The following is a 19,513-nucleotide window of genomic DNA, read 5'->3' on the forward strand; positions in this document are numbered from 1 at the left end:
CGGGTGGGAAGGTCCCCGCGCCGCGCCGCGCGGGTGCCCGCGGCGGACGCGCGGGCTGCTAGCGTTTGGGCGTGTCCCGGACCCGTACCGAACGCCTGGTCAACCTGGTGATCTGCCTGCTGTCGACGCGGCGCTTCCTGACCGCCGCGCAGATCGCCGCGACCGTGCCCGGCTACGAGCACGACCCGGACGACGCCAAGGACCACGAGGCGTTCCAGCGCAAGTTCGAGCGCGACAAGGCCGAGCTGCGTGAGCTGGGGGTGCCGTTGGAGACCGGCACGGCCAGTGTCTTCGACGCCGAGCCGGGCTACCGGATCGCGCCGCGCGCGTACGCGCTGCCCGACATCCCGCTCGAACCGGACGAGGCCGCGGCGGTGGGCATCGCCGCGCGGCTGTGGCAGCACGCCGGGCTGGCCGCCGCCGCGTCGTCCGGGCTGGCGAAGCTGCGCGCCGCCGGCATCGACGTGGACCCGCACGCCACGCTGGGCCTGGAGCCGATGGTCACCGTCGACCCGGCGTTCGCGCCGCTGACGGCCGCCGCCCGGGACCGCCGGGAGGTCAGCTTCGACTACCGGGTGCCGGACCGGGACGCGCCGACCCGCCGCCGCCTGCAGCCGTGGGGCGTGGTCTGCTGGCGCGGCCGGTGGTACGTGGTCGGCCACGACCTGGACCGCGCCGCGACCCGCTGCTTCCGGCTGTCCCGGGTGGTCGGCGCGGTGCGGGCGACCGGCGAGGCGGACGCCTACGAGCCGCCCGCCGGGGTCGACCTGATCAGTCACGTGGCCCGCTGGTCGGGGCCGGTGGAGCACACCGGCCGGGCCACGGTGCTGGCCGCGCCGGGCCGCGCCGCCGGGCTGCGCCGCTGGGCGGTGGATTGCCAGGCCGGTCCCGACGGCGACCGGCTGGTGCTGCCGTACGCCGACGCCGACTACCTGGCCGGCCAGATCGTCGGGTACGGCCCGGACGTCCGCGTCCTGGAACCACCGGAGGTGCGGGAGGCGGTCATCCAGCGGCTCAAGGAGGTCGCCGCCCGGCACGACGAGCTGGCGACCGCCGGGGGTGCCCGGTGACCCGCCCGGCGGCCCGCGCGGGCCGTGCCTCCGCCGACCGGCTGGCCCGGCTGCTCAACCTGGTGCCCTACCTGCTGGCCCGCCCCGGCATCGAGATCGCCGAGGCGGCGCACGACCTCGGGGTGACCGAGAAGCAGCTCCGGGAGGACCTGGAACTGCTCTGGGTGTGCGGGCTGCCTGGCTACGGCCCCGGTGACCTGATCGACATGGCGTTCGACGGCGACCGGGTCACCATCACCTACGACGCCGGCATCGACCGGCCGCTGCGGCTCACCCCCGACGAGGCACTGGCCCTGGTGGTGGCGCTGCGGATGCTCGCCGAGACTCCCGGGGTGGCCAACCGGGAGGCGGTCGAGCGGGCGCTCGCCAAGATCGAGAACGCGGCCGGTGACCTGGCCGGCGCGCCGGTGGAGGTCCGCCTGCCCGGCGACACCGCCCGGGTACGCGAGTTGCGCGCCGCCGTCGAGCGGGGCCGGGCGCTGCGGATCACCTACTACACCCCGGCGCGGGACGAGACCACCGAGCGCACCATCGACCCGCTGCGGATGCTGATGGTGGGCGGCCGGGCGTACGTGGAGGCGTGGTGCCGCCGTGCCGAGGCGGTGCGGCTGTTCCGGGCCGACCGCATCGACGCGGTGGCCGAGTTGCCGGAGCAGGCGGTCGTGCCGCCGCAGGCCCGCCCGCACGATCTCAGCGACGGCGTGTTCCGCCCGTCGGCGGACCTGCCGCTGATCACGCTGCGGATCGGCCGGGGCGAGAGGTGGATCACCGAATACTATCCGTGCGAGCGCGTCGAGGCCGACGGCGAGCAGTGGCTGGTGTCGCTGCGGGTCACCGACCTCGGGTGGGCCCGGCGGTTCGTGCTCGGGCTGGGCCCGGAGGTGACAGTGGTCGCCCCGGCCGAGCTGGCCGAGCAGGTACGCGCCCAGGCCGTGGCCGCGCTCGACGCGTACGCCACCCCCGCCGGCAGCGCCGACCCGGCGGCCGCCGGCGTCACCCGATAGGCTGACCGCCGTGGTGATGTGGATCGTGCTCGGGGTCGTGCTGTTCGCGCTGGTCGTTCTCGCTCTGGCGGTCCGTCCGGTGGTGAGCCGCCTGTCCGGGCTGCGCCGTTCCGCGCTGGCGTTGCAGCGCCGGGCGACCGAAGCGGAGTCGCTGCGTACCGCCGCCGAGGAGTTGCAGGCGCGGGCCGAGTCGCTCCAGGAGCGGATCGTCGTCGCGCAGGAGCGGATGACGCTGATCAAGGCCAAGCGCGGCGACTGATCGACGGCCCGCGGCCCGGTGAGCGTCGTTTGCGCGTTCCCGGGCGGTTGCGCGCACAATTGTGCGGACCTGGACGGTTGACGGGACACTTCGGGTTGGTCGAAACTTCACCGATCGGGCCCGCACCAGCAGGCCCACCGGGGTGGCAAGCCGCTGCGACGCACGTACGATGGGCGGCGACCCACCCTCACCGACACAGAGCGACTGGAGCTTCCCATGGGTGCCCTCAAGCCGTGGCACATCGCCGTACTCGTGGTCGTGCTGATCCTGCTGTTCGGCGCGAAGCGGCTCCCCGACGCGGCCCGCTCGCTGGGCCGATCCCTGCGGATCATCAAGGCCGAGACGAAGAGCCTGCAGGACGACGACCGTGACCTCGCCGAGAAGGCGGACGCGCAGGCCGGCTACCAGCCGCTCCCGCCGCAGCAGCCGGTGCAGGGGCAGCCGTACGCGCAGCAGCAGCCGTACACCCAGCAGCCGTACGCGCCGCAGCCGCAGCAGCCGGTCGCTCCGCCGGCCGACCCGGTGCAGCGCGTCCGCGAGAACTGATCCGAGAGGGCCTCAACCACCGTGGCCTTCGGGTTGAAGAAGCGCGGGCCGAGCTCGTTCGCCCGTGCGGCAGAGGGCTCGATGACGCTCATCGAGCACATCCGGGAGCTGCGCAACCGGCTGTTCCGCGCCTCACTGGCGATCCTTGTCGGTTTCGGCTTCGGCGTGTGGCTGTCCGGGCCGGTGCTGCACATCCTGCAGAAGCCCTACTGCGACCTGCCCAAGGCGCGGTTGATCGACGGCAACTGCAACTTCGTCCAGCTCGGTCCCGCCGACCTGTTCCTGCTGCAGATGAAGGTGGCCCTCTGGGTCGGTCTGATCATCGCCGCGCCGATCTGGCTCTACCAGCTCTGGGCGTTCATCGCGCCGGGCCTGCACCGGCACGAGCGGCGGTACGCATACTTCTTCACCGCGCTGGCGGCCCCGCTGTTCGCCGCCGGCGCGGTCCTGGCGTACTTCGTCACGTCCAAGGGGCTGGAGTTCCTGCTCAACGTCTCCGGCGGCGGCGACGTGACCACCACGCTCGACATCACCCGCTACGTCGGGTTCGTCACGAACCTGATCCTGCTGTTCGGGGTGGCGTTCGAGTTCCCGTTGATCGTGCTGATGCTCAACTTCGTCGGCATGGCCAGCGCCAAGCGGCTGCTCAGCTGGTGGCGGGTGGCGGTGTTCGTGTTCTTCGCGTTCTCCGCCGTGGTCACGCCGACGCCCGACCCGTTCGGCATGACCGCGCTGGCGATCTGCCTCTGCGCGCTCTACTTCGCCGCGGTGGGGGTGGCGTTCCTCAACGACAGGCGACGCGGGCGCGGGCGTGAGGTCTACGCCGGCATCGCCGACGACGAGGTGTCACCGCTGGACCTGTCGACCGAGCCGGTGCCCGCCGGCGGCCGGATCGAGGCGTCCGATCCGATCGGGGCGCCCGAGCCGGTCGCCGCGCCGAAGCCGATCGAGCGGCGCTACGACGACATGACCTGACCGACCCGCTCACCCGGACGCCGTCCCCGCCTTACGGGGACGGCGTCCGCGTTTCCGCAGCCGCCCTTGGACATGGTGCCCGGCGCGGACGACCCGCCCCCTACGTTGATCATGCACTTGGTGCCCCTCGGGTGCCCGATATCCACACTTTGCCCGGGCACAAAGTGCAAGATCGCCGGGGCTGGGCTGAGGACGGCGGCGGGGCGGGGGCGAGGGCGGGGGCGGGGGCGGGGTCAGGTGATGCGGCGGGCTGCCTGGGGGTGTGGCGGAGGGACCGCGTCGGGGTGGAGGATCGCGGCGGTCGCCTCGGCGCCGTCGACCAGGCGCGGGCCGGCGCGCACGATCAGCCCGTCCGCGTCCAGTGCCCACACCTGCGCGCCGGGGAAGTGCCCGGCCACGCCGGCGGCCTGCTCGGCCGCGCCGTCGAGGTGGAAGCCGCACGGCGCGACCAGCACCACGTCGGGGCGGGTGGCCCGCAGCGCGTCCCAGGTGGTCGGGCCGGACCGGGCGCCGGGATGGGTGCCCACCGGCTCGCCGCCGGCCACGTCGACCAGATCGGGGATCCAGTGCCCGGCGCCGAACGGCGGGTCCACCCATTCGACCACCGCGACCCGCGGCCGGGGCCGGCCGGCCACCGCCGCGCGGATCGCCGCGAGCCGGGCGCGCAGTCCGTCGACAAGGGCCTCGGCACGGTCCGGCACCCGGGCCGCCGCGCCCACCGCGCGGATCGACTCCAGCACGTCGTCCAGGGTGTACGGGTCCAGCGACAGCACCTCCGCCCGGCACCCGAGGTGGTCCACGGCGTCGGCGACCCGGCCCGAGGGCAGCGCGCAGACACGGCACAGGTCCTGGGTGAGGATCAGGTCCGGGTCGAGCCCGGCCAGCGCCCCGGCGTGCAGCGTGTAGAGGTCGGCACCGGCCGCGATCTGCGCCTTGACGTACGCGTCGATCTCGCCGGGGCTCATGCCCCGGGTGTCCCGGCCGCCCACGACCACAGTGGTGCCGGACCGGTACGACGCGGGCACCTCGCATTCGAAGGTGACGCCGACCAGATCGTCACCGAGACCCAGCGCGTACACGATCTCGGTGGCGGAGGGAAGCAGGGAGACCAGCCGCATGCCGCCATCATGCCGGTCGCGCCGATCACCCGGTGCGCGGGCACATCGGGTCGCCCTCGGGCCTTGCCGCGACGCCGTACCCGCTTAGACTCTGCTGACTCCGCCGAGCCCCCCGGGCGGTGTGCCGGGGTGCGTCGGCGCCCCGTTCCGGTCAGCACGCTGACCTGCGCTCCGGAGATCCCGATGAAGAGCCGTACCGCCGCCGTCCTGACCGTCCTCTGCGCGGCCACCGCGCTCACCGCCTGCGGTGACGACGAGCCCGCGCCGAAGGGCCAGCAGGTGCCGGTGACCGCCACCGACACCAGTTGTGAGGTCACCACCACGCTGTTCACCCCGGGCACCGTCACCTTCACCGTCACCAACCGGGGCCAGCAGGCCACCGGGGTCTACGTCTACGGCCGCGAGGGTGACGCCTTCACCAAGGTGATCGCCGAGGTGGCGGACGTGCCGGCGGGCCGCACCGGCGACCTGCGTGCCTCGCTGCAGACCGGCACGTACGAGGTGGCCTGCAAGCCCGGCCGGCAGGGCGACGGCGTGCGCACGAAGATCACCGTGTCCGACGACGGCAACCTGGCCAGCGCCGCCGCCGAGGTGGCCTACGACCGGTCGGTGACGATCGAGCTGACCGCCGACGCGATGACCGGGGCGGACGCCCTGATCGCCGAGCCCGGCGAGAAGCTGGCGTTCAAGGTGACGAACAAGACCGCCGGGGCCCGGACGCTGTACGTGCTCAACCCCGACGGCAAGCGGGTCGCCGAGATGAAGGCGGAGGCGAACGGCACCGCCGAGACGGTGGTGACGCTGGGCGCGGCGGGGGACTGGTCGCTGAAGGTCAAGGGCGACGGCGTGCCGTCGGTGAGCAAGCGGCTGGTGGTGCGCTGAGGCGGCAGCGAAAACGGATCGATCCGGCTGCATCCACCGGGGACGGCGCGGGCGAAGCAATGGTCGTGACGACAGTCACGGACCTGGTCGCTTCGACGAAAGGCTCCCCGATGAACATCGCTCGTCTCGCCGCCCGGCTGGCCGTGGGCGCCACGGCTGCGGCGGTGGCCACCACCGCCGTCGCCGTGCCCGCCCAGGCCGGCGCCAAGCAGCCGGGCACCCGGTCGCTGGCCGCCGTGCTCACCGCCGACAAGAGCGGCTTCGACCGCAACGCGCGGGACTTCGACGTGCTCACGAAGGCGGTCCTGACGGTGTTGCAGGCCAAGCCGGACTCGCCGGTGAAGGTGCTCACCGACGGCACTGTCGCGCTCACCGCGTTCGTGCCGAACGACTACGCGTTCCGGGAGCTGGTCCGGGACATCACCGCCGCGAAGAAGCTGCCGGGGGAGAAGGCGGCGTTCGACGCGGTCGCCGGCCTCGGCGTGGACACCGTGGAGGACGTCCTGCTCTACCACGTGGTGCCGGGCGCGACGATCGACCGGAAGGCGGCGCTGAAGGCGGACGGGGCGGACCTGACCACCGCCCTCGGCGCCACCGTCGAGGTGGACGTGAAGCGCTGCTGGTACGGCCGCGAGGTGCGCCTGGTTGACGCCGACACCAGCGACCGCGACGCGCGTGTGGTGCGGTACGACATCAACAAGGGCAACAAGCAGATCGCGCACGCCGTGGACCGCGTGCTGCGCCCGATCGACCTGCCCTGAACCACCCCCGCGACGGCGCCCGGCACCCCCTGCCGGGCGCCGTCGGCGTGCGCCGTCCGTTCGCGGCGTGACCTGGCTCTGGTGGCCCGCGCGACCCGTGTCGTACGGTGCTCGCCGTGACCGCGCACGATCATGTCCCGCCCGGCCCCGTCGCCGTGCTCGCCAACCCGAGCGCCGGCCGGGGACGGCACCGCGGGCTGCTGCCCCGCATCCTGGAGCGCCTGGGCGCCGCCGGTCGGCCGGTCGAGCTGCTGCGCGCGCGTACCCCCGCCGAGGCGGAGGCGGCGTGCCACGCCGCGGTGGCGGACGGCGCCGGGGCGCTGGTCACTGTGGGTGGCGACGGCACCGTGCACCGCGCGTTGCAGGCGGTCGCCGGCACGGCCGTGCCGTTCGGGCCGGTCCCGGCGGGCACCGGCAACGACTTCGCGGTGGAGATCGGCTTCCCGGCCGACCCGGCAGCGGCGGTCGAGGTGATCGCCGCCGCGCTCGCCGCCGGCCGGACCCGCCCGGTCGACCTGGCCCGGCTGTCCCGGCCCGGCGTACCCGACCGCTGGTACGGCGCGGTGCTCGCCGCCGGGTTCGACGCCATCGTCAACGAGCGGGCCAACCGGATGCGCTGGCCGCGCGGTCCCCGCCGGTACGACCTGGCGATCGTGGTCGAGCTGGCCAAGCTGCGGCCACGCCGCTACCGCCTGTCACTGGACGGGGTGCCGCAGGAGGTGGACGCGGTGCTGATCGCGGTCGGCAACGTGGCCAGCTACGGCGGTGGCATGCGGATCTGCCCGGACGCGGACCCGCACGACGGCCTGCTGGACGTGGTGGTCGGTGGCCGGTTCGACAGGCGCACGCTGATGCGGGTCAAGCCGCAGATCTACCGGGGCACGCACGTCACGCATCCGCTGGTGCGCGCGTACCGGGCACGGACCGTGGAGCTGGCCACCGACGGCATCACCACCTACGCCGACGGTGAACGCTCCCTCGACCTGCCGGTGACCGTCACCGCCGCGCCGGCGGCGCTACGGCTGCTGCGCTGACCGGCGGGTCCACGGCCGAGGGCGGCGCCGGGACGGCCGGCGGCGGCGCGGCGGACGGGGCGGGTCCGGTGGGGGAGGCGGCGGCGCGGACCGCGCCGGCGCTCGCGGCGACCACCAGCACGATCGCGAGCACCTCGACCGGGTGCAGCGCCTGGCCGAGCACCAGCCAGCCGGCCACCGCGGCGATCGCCGGGCCGAGGCTCATCATGACCGCGAACGTCGCGGTGGGCAGCCGCCGCAGCGCCGCCAGCTCCAGGCTGTACGGCAGCACCGAGGCGAGCAGCGCCAGCGCGGTCCCGAGCCCCAGCACCGCCGGGTCGGCGAGCCGCCCGCCCGCGTCGGCCAGCCCGAACGGCAGCGTGAGGAGGGCGGCGAAGGTCAGCGCGAGGGCCAGCCCGTCGGCGCCGGGGAACCGCGCGCCGATCCGCGCCGAGCAGACGATGTACGCGGCCCACATGGCCCCCGCCGTCAGCGCCAGCGCCGCGCCGACCGGGTCGAGCCGGTCGAACCCGCCCTGCCCGAGCAGGGCCACCCCGCCCAGCGCCAGCGCGGCCCAGAACCAGGCCGCCGCCCGGCGCGCGCCGAACACCGACAGCGCCAGCGGGCCGAGCACCTCCAGCGTCACGGCCGGACCGAGCGGGATCCGCTCGATCGCCTGGTAGAAGATCGAGTTCATGCCGGCCAGGGCCAGCCCGAACGCGACAACGGCGGCCCAGTCGCGGCGCCCGTACCCGCGTACCCGGGGCCGGCACACCACGAGCATCAGCAGCGCGCCGATGGTCAGCCGCAGCGTCACCGCCCCGGCCACCCCGGTACGCGGGAACAGCAGCGCCGCCAGCGCGGAGCCGAACTGCACCGACAGCGCCCCGCCGAGCACCAGCGCGACCCCACCGAGCCGGCCCGGCGCACGTGGCGGCAAGGGGTGGGCACCGGTCATGCCCCTGACGTTAGCCGGTGCTCCCGGACGAGTTTGCGCCGCTCACCCCGCCTGGCCGGGGGTGAGCGCTCAGCCGACCCCGGCCAGGTCGAGCACCGCGCCGAGCCCGTTCGGGCGGCCGGCGTCGGCGCACGGCAGCACCAGCACCCCGCACCCGGCCGCGACCGCGCCCGCGTCGGCCGGGGTGTCGCCCACCATCAGGGTGCGCTCCGGGTCGACGCCGAGCATCCCGCAGGCACGCAGGAAGATGCCCGGGTCCGGCTTGCAGCGCCCCACCTCGTACGACAGCGCGTACGCGTCGACCAGCGCGTCGAGATCCCAGGCGGCGAACAGCGGCCGCAGGTCGAAGCCGATGTTGCTGACCACCGCCACCTTCACCCCGGCGGTCCGCAGCGCGCCGAGCACCGGCGCGGTGTCCGGGTACGGCACCCAGCCCTCGGGCACCAGCACCCGCTCGTAGAGCGCGTCGGCGAACCCGTCGATGCCGGTGTCCACGGTCTCGGCCAGCCCGGTGTACGCGCCCCGGTGGGCGTGCGGGTAGAGATCGCGGTCGGCCCACAACTCGGCCAGCCGGGGCGGTACCCGGGCCGGCAGCGGGCCGCCCGCGCGCCCGGCGGTGAGCAGCCGGTCGGCGAGCGACGTGGCCCGGATCCGGTCCAGCTCGACCCCGCAGGCGTCCGCGGCGGCGAGCACCCAGGCCAGCGGCTCCTCGACCTGGGCGAGGGTGCCGTGGAAGTCGAAGAGCACCGCCTCCACGGGCCGGCGGGACGGGCGCGGGCCCACGACGTCGTCGGCGCCGCTGGCGGCATGGGGCAGTTCGGTACGGTCCGGCACGTCGTGCACCCTACCGACCCGCTCCGACCGTCCTGCCGGATGGCCTTGACCGGTACTCGTCGGCCGTACCGATTAATCTTGGATCCATGTCGAGCCCCGCCGAGCGGTACGCCGCGGCGCGCCGCCGGGCCGCGCAGGCCTCCGCCTTCCCGGCCCTGGACGAATTCTCCCTGGATCTCGGGTTCGATCTCGACGACTTCCAGCGCGAGGCGTGCGAGGCGCTGGAGCGGGGCAGCGGTGTGCTGGTCTGCGCGCCCACCGGCGCCGGCAAGACCGTGGTGGGGGAGTTCGCGGTGCACCTGGCGCTGCGCGGGCGGCCCGGCGGCGACGCGCCGGCGGCCCGGCGCAAGTGCTTCTACACCACGCCGATCAAGGCGCTGTCGAACCAGAAGTACCACGACCTGGTGGACCGCTACGGCGCCGAGCAGGTCGGCCTGCTCACCGGCGACAACGCGATCAACGGCGACGCGCCGGTGGTGGTGATGACCACCGAGGTGCTGCGCAACATGCTCTACGCCGGCTCGGCGACCCTGGAGGGCCTGGCGTACGTGGTGATGGACGAGGTCCACTACCTGGCCGACCGGTTCCGCGGTGGGGTCTGGGAAGAGGTGATCATCCACCTGCCCGAGTCGGTCACGCTGGTATCGCTGTCGGCGACCGTCTCCAACGCGGAGGAGTTCGCCGACTGGCTGGTCACCGTACGCGGCGAGACCGCCGTGGTGGTCTCCGAGCACCGCCCGGTGCCGCTGTGGCAGCACATGCTCGTCGGCAAGCGGATGTTCGACCTGTTCCACGACGCCGACGCCGCCCGCAAGCACGACGTGCACCCGGAGCTGCTGCGCTACACCCGGGACACGATGCGCCGGCTGGAGCTGGGCGAGGGCCGCAGCGCCGGCCCCGGCGGCGGGCGGCGCGGCCCGCGCTGGCGTGGCCCGATGCGCCCGGACATCGTCGACCGGCTCGACCGGGAGGGGCTGCTCCCGGCGATCCTGTTCATCTTCAGCCGGGCCGGCTGCGACGCCGCCGTGCAGCAGTGTCTCGCCGCCGGCCTGCGGCTGACCTCCCCGGAGGAACGCGCCGAGATCCGCCGGGTGGTCGAGTCCCGGGTCACCGCCATCCCCGGCGAGGACCTGTCCGTGCTCGGCTACTGGGAGTGGCTCGACGGGCTGGAGCGCGGGCTGGCCGCGCACCACGCCGGCATGCTCCCGGCGTTCAAGGAGGTCGTCGAGGAGCTGTTCGTCCGCGGGCTGGTCAAGGCCGTCTTCGCCACCGAGACGCTCGCGCTGGGCATCAACATGCCGGCCCGCTGCGTAGTGCTGGAACGCCTGGTCAAGTTCAACGGCGAGGCCCACGTCGACCTCACCCCGGGCGAGTACACCCAGCTCACCGGCCGGGCCGGCCGCCGGGGCATCGACGTCGAGGGCCACGCGGTCGTGGTCTGGTCGCCGGAGACCGACCCCCGGCACGTCGCCGGGCTCGCCTCCACCCGCACCTATCCGCTGCGCTCCAGCTTCCGGCCGTCGTACAACATGGCCGTCAACCTTGTCGGCAGCGTCGGCGCGGCGCCGGCCCGGGAGCTGCTGGAGTCCTCGTTCGCGCAGTTCCAGGCGGACCGGTCGGTGGTCGGCCTGGCGCGGCAGGTGCAGCGCAACACCGAGACCATCGAGGCGTACGGCGCGGAGGCCGCCTGCCACCACGGCGACTTCGACGAGTACTTCGCGCTGCGGGTGGCGATCGCCGACCGGGAACGGGCCATCGCCCGGCAGGGGCAGACCCAGCGCAAGGCGGCGGCCGTCGCCTCGCTGGAGCGGCTGCGGGTCGGCGACGTGATCCGGGTGCCGTCCGGGCGGCGGGCCGGCCTGGCAGTGGTGCTGGACCCGGCCACCGGCGGGTTCGGCGAGCCCCGGCCGCTGGTGCTCACCCAGGACCGCTGGGCCGGGCGGGTCACCCCGGGTGACTTCACCACCCCGGCGGAGGTGCTGACCCGCATCCGGGTGCCGAAGCACTTCAACCACCGCTCGCCCGCGGCCCGGCGGGACCTGGCCGCGGCGGTCAGCGGCACCGGGCTGGACCGGCACGGCGGCCGGCGCGGTGGCCGGTCCCGCCAGGCGGCGGGGGAGGACCACCGGCTCAGCCAGCTCCGGGTGGAGCTGCGCGCGCATCCCTGTCACGCCTGCCCGGACCGGGAGGAGCACGCCCGCTGGGCGGAGCGGCGACGCCGGCTGGAACGCGACACCGAGGAGCTGCGTGAGCGGGTGTCCGGGCGGACCGGTTCGCTGGCCCGTACCTTCGACCGGATCGTGGCGTTGCTGACCGCGCGCGGCTACCTGGCCGCCGACGGCGAGGTCACCGACGCCGGCCGGACGCTGGCCCGGATCTGGACCGAGGCCGACCTGCTGGTGGCCGAGTGCCTGCGCCGCCGGGTGTGGGACGGCCTGTCCCCGGCGGAGCTGGCCGCCGCCGTGTCGGTGGTGGTCTTCGAGGCCCGGCGCGACGTCGACGAGCGGGCGTCGTTGCCGCGCGGCGGGGTCGCCGACGCGGTCGACGAGACGCTCAAGCTGTGGAGCGACATCGAGGCCGACGAGGCCGCGCGCGGCCTGGCGGTGACTCGCGAGCCGGATCTCGGGTTCGCCTGGCCGATCTACCGGTGGGCGCGCGGCGAGGCGCTGGCCAAGGTGCTCGCCAGCGGGCACCAGATCGACGGGGAGATGCCGGCCGGCGACTTCGTCAGGTGGGCGCGCCAGGTGGTCGACCTGCTCGGCCAGGTCGCCGATTCCGGCGGCGCCTCCGCCGAGCTGCGCGGCACCGCGCGGCAGGCAATCGCGGCAGTCAACCGGGGCGTGCTGGCCTACCACGCCTCAGCCTGATGGTCACTTCCGGTCACTCGTAGGCGGGAATCGACGCATCGCTGCGTCACTGCGACAACACCCGGCGAACATCCGGGGGGCCGATGTAACAGCAGGTCAGGGGCTGCCCGATCATTGCCCGGGGCGCCGTGCTTCGCGCTCGGCCGATGTGAGGGAAGGGCGTCGTGGGCGAGATCAATCACTTCGAGTACGGGTGGATCACACCCGCGCTCAGCTACGCGTTGTCAGTGCTCGGCTCGGCGCTCGGGCTGGTCTGCGCCGGACGGATCCGGACCGCCACGAGCGGCGGCCAGCGCGTCTGGTGGGGCCTGCTCGCCGCGTGGGCGCTGGGCGGCACCGCCATCTGGGCGATGCACTTCATGGCGATGCTCGGGTTCGCCGTCGCCGGCACCCGCATCCGCTACGACGTGCCGCTGACGGCGGCCAGCACCGCGATCGCGGTGGCGGCGGTCGGCATCGGGCTGGCGATCGTGGGCACCGGCCGGCTCGCCGCGCCCCGGCTGCTGGCCGGCGGGTTCTTCACCGGCGGCGGCGTGGCCGCCATGCACTACACCGGCATGGCCGCGATGCGCCTGGACGGCTCGTTCGGCTACGACCCGCTGCGGGTGACGCTGTCGGTGGTCATCGCGGTCGTGGCGGCCACGGTGGCGCTCTGGCTGGCGATGACCGTCCGGCGGGCGCTCGCCATCGGCGCGTCGGCGCTGGTCATGGGCGTCGCCGTCAACGGCATGCACTTCACCGGCATGAGCGCGCTGTCGGTGCACCTGCACGAGAGCCGCGGCCCGGCGTCCGGCGCCGAGGTGAGCGGACTGCTGGTGCCGATCGTGCTCGCAGTGATCTTCGGCGTGGTGGGGCTCGTCTACGCGCTGCTCGCCGCGCCGTCGGACGACGACCGGGCCGGGGCCGCGTACGTCAGCTCGCGGCTCGGTGAGGCGCCGCAGACAGTCGCCGCCGAGCCCGCGCCGGACCCGGTCGGCCTGCGTGCCCGGTCGACGCTGGCGCAGCCCGGCACCCAGTTCCCGTCCCGCCGCAACACCGACCGCCGCCCGTGATCAACTGACCACTTTCGGTCACCCGGGCGGCCGTCAGTCCCGGGACGTGGCCAACGCGTCGACCAGGCGGCGGCACGAGCCGGCCAGGTTCCACCGCTGCGCCAGCTCCAGCAGCCGGTCCGGGTCGGCGGGGGACGTCGGCAGCGCCGGGTCCAGCTCGGGCAGCGGCACGTCGGTGGCGACCCGGACCACCTTCGGCGCCACCGCCAGGTAGTCGCGGGCGGCGTCGAGCTTGGCGCGCAGCCCGGGGGCGAAGCCGGAGCGGGGATCGTCGAGCGCGGCCAGGATGCCGTCGAGCCCGCCGTAGCGGTCGATCAGCCGGGCGGCGGTCTTCTCGCCCACCCCGCTCACGCCGGGCAGCCCGTCGCTGGGGTCGCCCCGCAGCGCCGCGAAGTCGGCGTACCGGTCGGCGGGCACGCCGTAGCGGGCCCGCACCGCCGCGTCGTCGCAGTCGTCCAGCTTGGCCACGCCCCGCCCGACGTAGAGCAGCCGCACCGGGCGCGCGTCGTCGACGAGCTGGAACAGGTCGCGGTCGCCGGAGACCACCTCGACCGGGCCGGGCTGGGTCACCGAGAGCGTGCCGAGCACGTCGTCGGCCTCGTAGCCGGTGGCGCCCACGGCGGGGATGCCGAGCGCGTCGAGGACCTCCAGGATCATCGGCACCTGCGGGGACAGCGTGTCCGGCACGACCTCGCCGCCCTCGGGCGCGACCCGGTGCGCCTTGTACGACGGCAGCAGCTCCACCCGCCACGCCGGCCGCCAGTCGTGGTCCATCGCGCAGATCATCCGGTCGGGCCGGCGGGTGCGCACCAGCTGGGCGAGCATGTCGAGGAAGCCGCGCACGGCGTTCACCGGCTGGCCGTCGCCGGTCTTCGCCGCCGACTCGGGAATGCCGAAGTAGGCGCGGAAGTAGAGGCTGGGGGAGTCGATCAGGAGGATCGGCTGTCGGTGTGCCACGGCGGCAAGCCTTCCACAGCCCTGTGACGAGATGGGGGAGGCGGCCGCCGGGCCGCAAACCCGGACGCGCGCGGGGCCCCGGATGCGCAGACTGGCGGGGTGAGCTTCGTACCCGGCCTGACCCTGGCCCGCCGGTTCCACGACGAGGTGGTGGGTCCCCTGCTGGCCCGGCGTCTGCCCGGCCTGCGCTACGCCGCCGGCCTGCTCGACGGCGGCTCCGAGCTGCTCGGCCTCGACACGCCCCGCTCCACCGACCACGACTGGGGTCCGCGTACCCAGGTCTTCGTGGGCAGCGCCCACGACGTGGCGCCGGTACGGGCGGCGCTGGACGCGGAGTTGCCGGCGCGCTTCCTCGACTGGCCGACCCGGTACGCCGGTGGCCCGGCGGCACGGCTCGGCACGGTCCACGCCGACGGCGACCGGCACGGCGTGACAGTGGACGAGCTGGGCGCGTGGTGGCGTGACCGGCTGGGCGCCGACCCGCGGCCCGGCATGTCGGTGGCGGACTGGCTGGCGACGCCGACGCAGCGGCTGGCGGAGCTGACCGGGGGAGCGGTGTTCCACGACGGGCTCGACGGGGCGCTCACCGCCGCCCGTGCCGCGCTGGCCTGGTATCCGGACGACGTGTGGCGGCACGTGCTGGCGTCCGGGTGGCAGCGGGTCGCGCAGGCCGAGCACCTGGCGGGCCGGTGCGCCGAGGTCGGCGACGAGCTGGGCAGCCGGGTGGTGGCGGCCGGGCTGGCCCGGGATCTGATGCGCCTCGGGTTGCTGCTGCGCCGCCGCTGGCCCCCGTACGCGAAATGGCTCGGTACGGTGTTCGCGACGCTGCCGGACGCGGCGCCGGTGGTGGACGGGCTCGCCGCCGCGCTCGGTCCGGGCGACTGGGCGGCCCGCGAGCCGGGCCTGGTGCCGGCGCTGGAGACGGTGGCCGGGTGGACCAACGACGCCGCTCTGGCTCCGCCGGTGGACCCGGCCGCCCGGCCCTTCCACGACCGGCCGCTCCTGGTGCTCGACGCGGGCCGGTTCGCCGAGGCGCTGCGCGCCACGATCACCGATCCGCGGTTGCGTGGCCGGCCGCCGGTCGGCGCGGTGGACCAGTACGTCGACAACGTGGACGTGCTCACCCATCCGGAGCGGGCCCGCCGGGTGGCCGCGGCGGTTGTCGGCCCGCCGGGCCGGGCCTAGACTGCGATCGGGTCGCAACGATCAGCGACCGTCTATCTCGTCTCCGAGGGTCCGGGCCGCCCTTCGCAGGCGCCTCGCCGGCGAGAACGCCGCTGCGCGCGGCGTTCCACCACCCGAGGAGAACCGCATGCTGTCCAGAAGAAGCAGACTCCGGCTGCTCGGCGCGGCGCTGGCCGCCGCCGGGGTCGCCGTGGCGGCGGCGCTCGCCGTGCCCGGCCCCGCCTCGGCGGCGTCGCTGACCGAGGTGACGAACTTCGGCGCGAACCCGAGCAACCTGCGCATGTACCTGTACGTCCCGGACACCGTCGCGGCCCGTCCCGGGCTGCTGGTGGTGAACCACTACTGCACCGGCAGCGGCCCGGCCATGTACTCGGGCACCCAGTTCGCGGCGCTCGCCGACCGGTACGGCTACATCGTGGTCTACCCGTCCGTCACGCGCAGCAGCAAGTGCTTCGACGTCTCGTCGCCGCAGGCGCTGCGCCGCGACGGCGGCAGCGACCCGGTGGGCATCAAGTCCATGGTGGACTACGTGCGGCAGCGCTACCCGGTCGACTCGCAGCGGATCTTCACCACCGGCACCTCGTCCGGCGCGATGATGACCAACGTGCTGCTCGGGGACTACCCGGACGTGTTCCGCGCCGGCGCGGCCTTCGCCGGGGTGCCGTTCGGCTGCTTCGCCACCACGAACGGCTCGGAGTGGAACAGCGAGTGCGCCAACGGCCAGGTGCTGAAGACCCCGCAGCAGTGGGGCGACCTGGTCCGCAACGCCTACCCGGGCTACACCGGCCCGCGTCCGCGCATGCAGATCTGGCACGGCACCAACGACGAGACGCTCCGCTATCCGAACTTCGGCGAGCAGATCGACCAGTGGACGAACGTGAACGGGCTGAGCCAGACGCCCGCGTACACGGACAGCCCGCAGTCCGGCTACACGCGCACCCGCTACGGCGGCACCGGCGGCACCGCGACCGTCGAGGCGATCAGCATGCAGGGCGTCACGCACAACCTGCCGGTGGACGCGGCCCAGGCCATCCGCTTCTTCGGCCTGGACACCGCGCCGCCGACCAGCCCCCCGCCCACCACGTCCGTCCCCACCACGCCGCCGCCCACGACGCCGCCGCCGACCACACCTCCGCCGACGACGCCCCCGCCCACCACGCCCCCGCCCACCACGGCGCCCCCGCCCACGACGCCGCCGCCGTCGGGGGCCTGCCGGGTCGGGTACGTGGTGAACGCCTGGAACAACGGCCTCACCGCCTCGGTGACCATCACCAACACGTCCACCACGGCGATCAACGGCTGGAACCTCGCGTTCACGCTGCCGAGCGGCCAGACGATCACCGGCGGCTGGAACGCCACGTACAGCCCCACCAGCGGCGCGGTGACCGCCCGCAACGTCTCCTACAACCCGGTGATCGGACCGGGCGGCTCGGTGGACATCGGCTTCCAGGCCACCCACACCGGCAACTCCGGTAAACCCGGCTCGTTCACGCTCAACGGAAGCCCCTGCACGGCCGCCTGACCGGCGCGCCGCCGTCGTGGCGGCATCACCGGTCCGGGTGATGCCGCCACCCGGCCGCGTCCACGCCGGTGGGGCGGGCGCGGCCGGGCATGACCGTCCCGGCGGCGGGTACCCGTACCGGACGGACACCGGCGGGAACCGAAGGAGCGGATATGAAGGTCCGAAGCTCCCTGCGCGGGCTCAAGCGCAAGGCCAACTCGATAGTGGTCCGGCGCCGGGGCAAGCTGTTCGTGCTGAACAAGTCCGACCGGCGGCAGAAGGCCCGGCAGGGCTGAGCCCGATGGCGGACATCCTGATCACCGGGGCCGGCAGCGGGCTCGGCCGGGGCACGGCGCTCGGGCTGGCCCGCGCCGGCCACCACGTGATCGCCGCCGCCCAGGTCTGGCCGCAGGTCCGTGAGCTGCGCGCCGAGGCCGAACGGGCCGGCGTCGCGCTGGACGCGATCAAACTGGACGTCACCGACCCGGCCGACCGGGACGCGGCCGCCCGCCACCGGGTCGACATCCTGGTGCTCAACGCGGGCGTGCAGGAGGCCGGCGCGGTGGTGGAGATCCCGATGGACCGGGTCCGCCGCTCGTTCGACGTGAACGTCTTCGGCCACCTGCACCTGGCGCAGGACCTGGTGCCGCCGATGCTGGCCCGGGGCGCCGGCAAGGTGATCTGGGTGTCCTCGGCGGTCGGCGTACGGACCCGGCCGTTCATCGGCGTCTACGCCGCCACCAAGCACGCGATCGAGGCGCTCGCCTGGGCCATGAAGGGCGAGCTGGAACCGCGCGGCGTGCGCGTCGCGGTGATCAACCCGGGCCCGTACCGGACCGGCTACAACGACACCGGCGTGGAGACCATGTCCCAGTGGTGGGACGAGTCGACCGCCCTGCTGCCGCGCCCCGACTTCGGCGACTACCTGAGCCATCAGCGCGATCCACAGGAGATGATCGACGAGATGGTCCGGGCGGTGCCCGCCGACGGGCACCCGTACCGCACCACGTGCCCGCCGTCGTTGCGCGACCAGCTCAGGGAGTTCGAGTCGCAGGTGTGGGAGGCGACGTCGTGACGTCGGCGTCCGGGACCCGCCCGGGGTGGGCACGGCCGGCCAGCCGGGCCGCGGCGAAGCCGACCAGCGGGCGGTAGATCCGCACCGAGTCGGCGAGCGCGGAGAAGTGCGAACCCGCGTTGTCCGCGTGGTAGCGGGTGGCGATGTCCACCTGCTCGATCGGCAGCCCGGCGCCCACCGCGCGCAGCAGCACGTCCATCTCGTACTCGAAGCGGTCACCGGGGATCGTGACCAGCCAGTCCAGCAACCCGGCCGGGTACGCCCGCAGGCCGGTCTGGGTGTCCCGCACGTCGCGCCCGGTCGCCAGGCGGAACGCGACCCGGGTCGCGGCGTTGCCGAACCGGCTGCGCGCCGGCACCTCGCCGTCGAAGCGGCGGACGCCGAGCGTCGTCGCTCCGGTGGCGCGCATCCGCTCGGCCACCCGGCACACGTCCTCCACGCGATGCTGACCGTCGGCGTCCACACAGACCACGTCGTGTCCCGGGTGCTTCGCTGCGGCGTACCGGAAGCCGGTGCGCAGCACCACGCCCTTGCCCCGGTTGACCCGGCGGCGCAGCACCTCCGCGCCCCGGTCGCGGGCCGCGCCGAGCACCCCGGCGGCGGCCGGGCCGCTGCCGTCGTCCACGACCAGCACCCGCGCCCCGGGCAGCGCGGCCCGCAGGTCGGTGACCAGCGGCGGAAGCCGGTCACCCGGTCGGTACACCGGCACGAGCACGATCACGGAACCTCCCCGGTCTCCTCGCCCGCCGGCACGCTCCGCCGGGTCGATCGGGGAGCGTCGTACCCCCGGCGGGCGGCGGCGAATCACCGGCCGGGAGTGAGGCGTCCGATCCGGTCGGCCGCGCGGGCCAGCGCGCGTTCGCGGCGCAGCGACGCCTCCGGGGTACGCACACCGAGATAGCCGAGCCGGCTGAGCGCCCGGACGGCCCGCTCGCGCCGGGCCGGCACCGGGTCGGGCGCGGTCACCGGCACGTCGGCCAGCGCCGGGCCGGACAGGCCGAGCACGCGCGCGGCGAGCAGCCGGACGCGGGGCAGGTGCCACGGGTGCGTGACCAGCCCGAGCGGGCGCCGCGCGGTGAACTCGGCCGCGCCGAGCAGCCCGTCCTGCAGCGAGTGCGCCAGGTTCTGCAGCGTGGTGCGGGACCGGGTCTCGGCCGCCGACCGGGCGTACGCGTCGAGGCCGGCGTCGCGGGCCAGCGCCCGCATCAGCTCGCCCTCCCGGAATTCGGGCGGCGGGCCGGGCGCGCCGCCCGGGCCGTGCGGCCAGCCGCCGGTGAACACCACCCGCGCTCCGGGCGTGCGGCGGAACTCCTCGGCGTGCGCCCGGACGTACGCCACGGCGGCCTCGGTGCGCGCGACGCTCTCGGCGGTCAGCCGGTAGCCGTCGTCGCCGGCCACCACGCCGCGCCCGAAGACCAGCAGGACGGTGGCGGTCGGCGTCATCCCCTCACGGTAC

20 protein-coding genes are annotated in these 19,513 nt (G+C 74.8%); 14 read left to right on the top strand and 6 right to left on the bottom strand.

Annotated elements, in window-relative coordinates:
• The first annotated feature begins 71 nt into the window (after window positions 1-71).
• The 5 genes from MicB006_RS30405 to tatC all read left to right on the top strand — a co-directional run bounded on the left by MicB006_RS30405 (window position 72) and on the right by tatC (window position 3,854).
• A complete protein-coding gene (locus tag MicB006_RS30405) occupies window positions 72-1,070 on the top strand; it encodes a YafY family protein (protein WP_116510732.1) in 999 nt (332 codons plus the stop codon).
• Complete coding sequence (locus MicB006_RS30410) at window positions 1,067-2,074, top strand: YafY family protein (RefSeq protein ID WP_116510733.1); 1,008 nt, start codon at window positions 1,067-1,069, stop codon at window positions 2,072-2,074. The genes MicB006_RS30405 and MicB006_RS30410 overlap by 4 nt, the downstream gene beginning before the upstream one ends.
• 16 nt (window positions 2,075-2,090) lie before the next feature.
• The gene (locus MicB006_RS30415) at window positions 2,091-2,333 is read left to right on the top strand and encodes a hypothetical protein (RefSeq protein ID WP_221454155.1); all 243 of its coding nucleotides are present in this window, start codon (window positions 2,091-2,093) and stop codon (window positions 2,331-2,333) included.
• A gap of 216 nt (window positions 2,334-2,549) precedes the next feature.
• Window positions 2,550-2,879 (top strand): Sec-independent protein translocase subunit TatA, encoded by a 330-nt coding sequence (gene tatA / locus MicB006_RS30420; protein WP_030504140.1) that lies wholly within the window; start codon window positions 2,550-2,552, stop codon window positions 2,877-2,879.
• A 21-nt stretch (window positions 2,880-2,900) separates the two neighbouring features.
• A complete protein-coding gene (tatC, locus tag MicB006_RS30425) occupies window positions 2,901-3,854 on the top strand; it encodes a twin-arginine translocase subunit TatC (protein ID WP_116510735.1) in 954 nt (317 codons plus the stop codon).
• Between the two features lie 233 nt (window positions 3,855-4,087).
• On the opposite strand, the gene MicB006_RS30430 is transcribed toward tatC, so the two are convergent.
• Window positions 4,088-4,972, bottom strand: a complete 885-nt coding sequence (locus MicB006_RS30430) for an ABC transporter substrate-binding protein (protein ID WP_116510737.1) — start codon at window positions 4,970-4,972, stop codon at window positions 4,088-4,090.
• 183 nt (window positions 4,973-5,155) lie between these two features.
• Here MicB006_RS30430 and MicB006_RS30435 point away from each other — a divergent pair, with 183 nt between their 5' ends.
• The 3 genes from MicB006_RS30435 to MicB006_RS30445 all read left to right on the top strand — a co-directional run bounded on the left by MicB006_RS30435 (window position 5,156) and on the right by MicB006_RS30445 (window position 7,649).
• Window positions 5,156-5,854 (top strand): hypothetical protein, encoded by a 699-nt coding sequence (locus tag MicB006_RS30435; protein WP_116510738.1) that lies wholly within the window; start codon window positions 5,156-5,158, stop codon window positions 5,852-5,854.
• Between the two features lie 110 nt (window positions 5,855-5,964).
• On the top strand, window positions 5,965-6,615 hold the full coding sequence (locus MicB006_RS30440; protein ID WP_225980576.1) for a fasciclin domain-containing protein: 651 nt from the start codon (window positions 5,965-5,967) through the stop codon (window positions 6,613-6,615).
• Window positions 6,616-6,722: 107 nt separating this feature from the next.
• Window positions 6,723-7,649: a diacylglycerol kinase family protein gene (locus MicB006_RS30445; RefSeq protein ID WP_116510740.1), complete on the top strand. Its 927-nt coding sequence runs from the start codon at window positions 6,723-6,725 to the stop codon at window positions 7,647-7,649.
• Here MicB006_RS30445 and MicB006_RS30450 read toward each other — a convergent pair.
• Complete coding sequence (locus MicB006_RS30450; protein ID WP_116510741.1) at window positions 7,612-8,586, bottom strand: DMT family transporter; 975 nt, start codon at window positions 8,584-8,586, stop codon at window positions 7,612-7,614. The genes MicB006_RS30445 and MicB006_RS30450 overlap by 38 nt on opposite strands.
• A 69-nt stretch (window positions 8,587-8,655) precedes the next feature.
• Window positions 8,656-9,420 (bottom strand): HAD-IA family hydrolase, encoded by a 765-nt coding sequence (locus MicB006_RS30455; protein ID WP_116511992.1) that lies wholly within the window; start codon window positions 9,418-9,420, stop codon window positions 8,656-8,658.
• A gap of 86 nt (window positions 9,421-9,506) precedes the next feature.
• Between MicB006_RS30455 and MicB006_RS30460 the strand changes: the two genes are divergently transcribed.
• Window positions 9,507-12,287, top strand: coding sequence for an RNA helicase (locus tag MicB006_RS30460; protein WP_073829655.1), 2,781 nt, complete (start codon window positions 9,507-9,509; stop codon window positions 12,285-12,287).
• A gap of 164 nt (window positions 12,288-12,451) precedes the next feature.
• Window positions 12,452-13,339, top strand: coding sequence for an MHYT domain-containing protein (locus MicB006_RS30465; protein ID WP_116510742.1), 888 nt, complete (start codon window positions 12,452-12,454; stop codon window positions 13,337-13,339).
• A gap of 33 nt (window positions 13,340-13,372) precedes the next feature.
• On the opposite strand, the gene MicB006_RS30470 is transcribed toward MicB006_RS30465, so the two are convergent.
• Window positions 13,373-14,296 carry a 5'-3' exonuclease gene (locus MicB006_RS30470; protein WP_073829653.1) on the bottom strand — a complete coding sequence of 308 codons (924 nt, stop codon included), beginning with the start codon at window positions 14,294-14,296 and terminating at the stop codon, window positions 13,373-13,375.
• Window positions 14,297-14,395: 99 nt separating this feature from the next.
• On the opposite strand from MicB006_RS30470, the gene MicB006_RS30475 reads away from it, so the two are divergent.
• The 4 genes from MicB006_RS30475 to MicB006_RS30490 all read left to right on the top strand — a co-directional run bounded on the left by MicB006_RS30475 (window position 14,396) and on the right by MicB006_RS30490 (window position 18,057).
• Window positions 14,396-15,481, top strand: a complete 1,086-nt coding sequence (locus MicB006_RS30475) for a DUF4037 domain-containing protein (RefSeq protein WP_116510744.1) — start codon at window positions 14,396-14,398, stop codon at window positions 15,479-15,481.
• Between the two features lie 127 nt (window positions 15,482-15,608).
• A complete protein-coding gene (locus MicB006_RS30480) occupies window positions 15,609-17,003 on the top strand; it encodes a PHB depolymerase family esterase (RefSeq protein ID WP_116510745.1) in 1,395 nt (464 codons plus the stop codon).
• Between the two features lie 152 nt (window positions 17,004-17,155).
• Window positions 17,156-17,278 (top strand): 50S ribosomal protein L36, encoded by a 123-nt coding sequence (locus MicB006_RS30485; RefSeq protein ID WP_116510746.1) that lies wholly within the window; start codon window positions 17,156-17,158, stop codon window positions 17,276-17,278.
• A 5-nt stretch (window positions 17,279-17,283) separates the two neighbouring features.
• Window positions 17,284-18,057: an SDR family oxidoreductase gene (locus tag MicB006_RS30490; protein WP_116510747.1), complete on the top strand. Its 774-nt coding sequence runs from the start codon at window positions 17,284-17,286 to the stop codon at window positions 18,055-18,057.
• Here the strand turns inward: MicB006_RS30490 and MicB006_RS30495 are convergent.
• Window positions 18,017-18,778, bottom strand: a complete 762-nt coding sequence (locus MicB006_RS30495; RefSeq protein ID WP_116510748.1) for a glycosyltransferase family 2 protein — start codon at window positions 18,776-18,778, stop codon at window positions 18,017-18,019. The two genes, MicB006_RS30490 and MicB006_RS30495, sit on opposite strands and share 41 nt — an antisense overlap.
• An 83-nt stretch (window positions 18,779-18,861) precedes the next feature.
• A complete protein-coding gene (locus MicB006_RS30500; protein ID WP_116510749.1) occupies window positions 18,862-19,500 on the bottom strand; it encodes a YdcF family protein in 639 nt (212 codons plus the stop codon).
• Window positions 19,501-19,513 lie beyond the last annotated feature (13 nt).

It is taken from the genome of Micromonospora sp. B006 (assembly GCF_003408515.1).
Classification (GTDB): Bacteria; Actinomycetota; Actinomycetes; order Mycobacteriales; family Micromonosporaceae; genus Micromonospora; species Micromonospora echinospora_A.

Bases quoted from the DNA above. Each gene is read 5' to 3' on its own strand.
- MicB006_RS30415 (WP_221454155.1), top strand. From the start codon at position 2,091: ATGTGGATCGTGCTCGGGGTCGTGCTGTTCGCGCTGGTCGTTCTCGCT.
- tatA (WP_030504140.1), top strand. From the start codon at position 2,550: ATGGGTGCCCTCAAGCCGTGGCACATCGCCGTACTCGTGGTCGTGCTG.
- MicB006_RS30430 (WP_116510737.1), bottom strand. From the start codon at position 4,972: ATGCGGCTGGTCTCCCTGCTTCCCTCCGCCACCGAGATCGTGTACGCG.
- MicB006_RS30435 (WP_116510738.1), top strand. From the start codon at position 5,156: ATGAAGAGCCGTACCGCCGCCGTCCTGACCGTCCTCTGCGCGGCCACC.
- MicB006_RS30440 (WP_225980576.1), top strand. From the start codon at position 5,965: ATGAACATCGCTCGTCTCGCCGCCCGGCTGGCCGTGGGCGCCACGGCT.
- MicB006_RS30450 (WP_116510741.1), bottom strand. From the start codon at position 8,586: ATGACCGGTGCCCACCCCTTGCCGCCACGTGCGCCGGGCCGGCTCGGT.
- MicB006_RS30460 (WP_073829655.1), top strand. From the start codon at position 9,507: ATGTCGAGCCCCGCCGAGCGGTACGCCGCGGCGCGCCGCCGGGCCGCG.
- MicB006_RS30480 (WP_116510745.1), top strand. From the start codon at position 15,609: ATGCTGTCCAGAAGAAGCAGACTCCGGCTGCTCGGCGCGGCGCTGGCC.
- MicB006_RS30485 (WP_116510746.1), top strand. From the start codon at position 17,156: ATGAAGGTCCGAAGCTCCCTGCGCGGGCTCAAGCGCAAGGCCAACTCG.
- MicB006_RS30490 (WP_116510747.1), top strand. From the start codon at position 17,284: ATGGCGGACATCCTGATCACCGGGGCCGGCAGCGGGCTCGGCCGGGGC.
- MicB006_RS30500 (WP_116510749.1), bottom strand. From the start codon at position 19,500: ATGACGCCGACCGCCACCGTCCTGCTGGTCTTCGGGCGCGGCGTGGTG.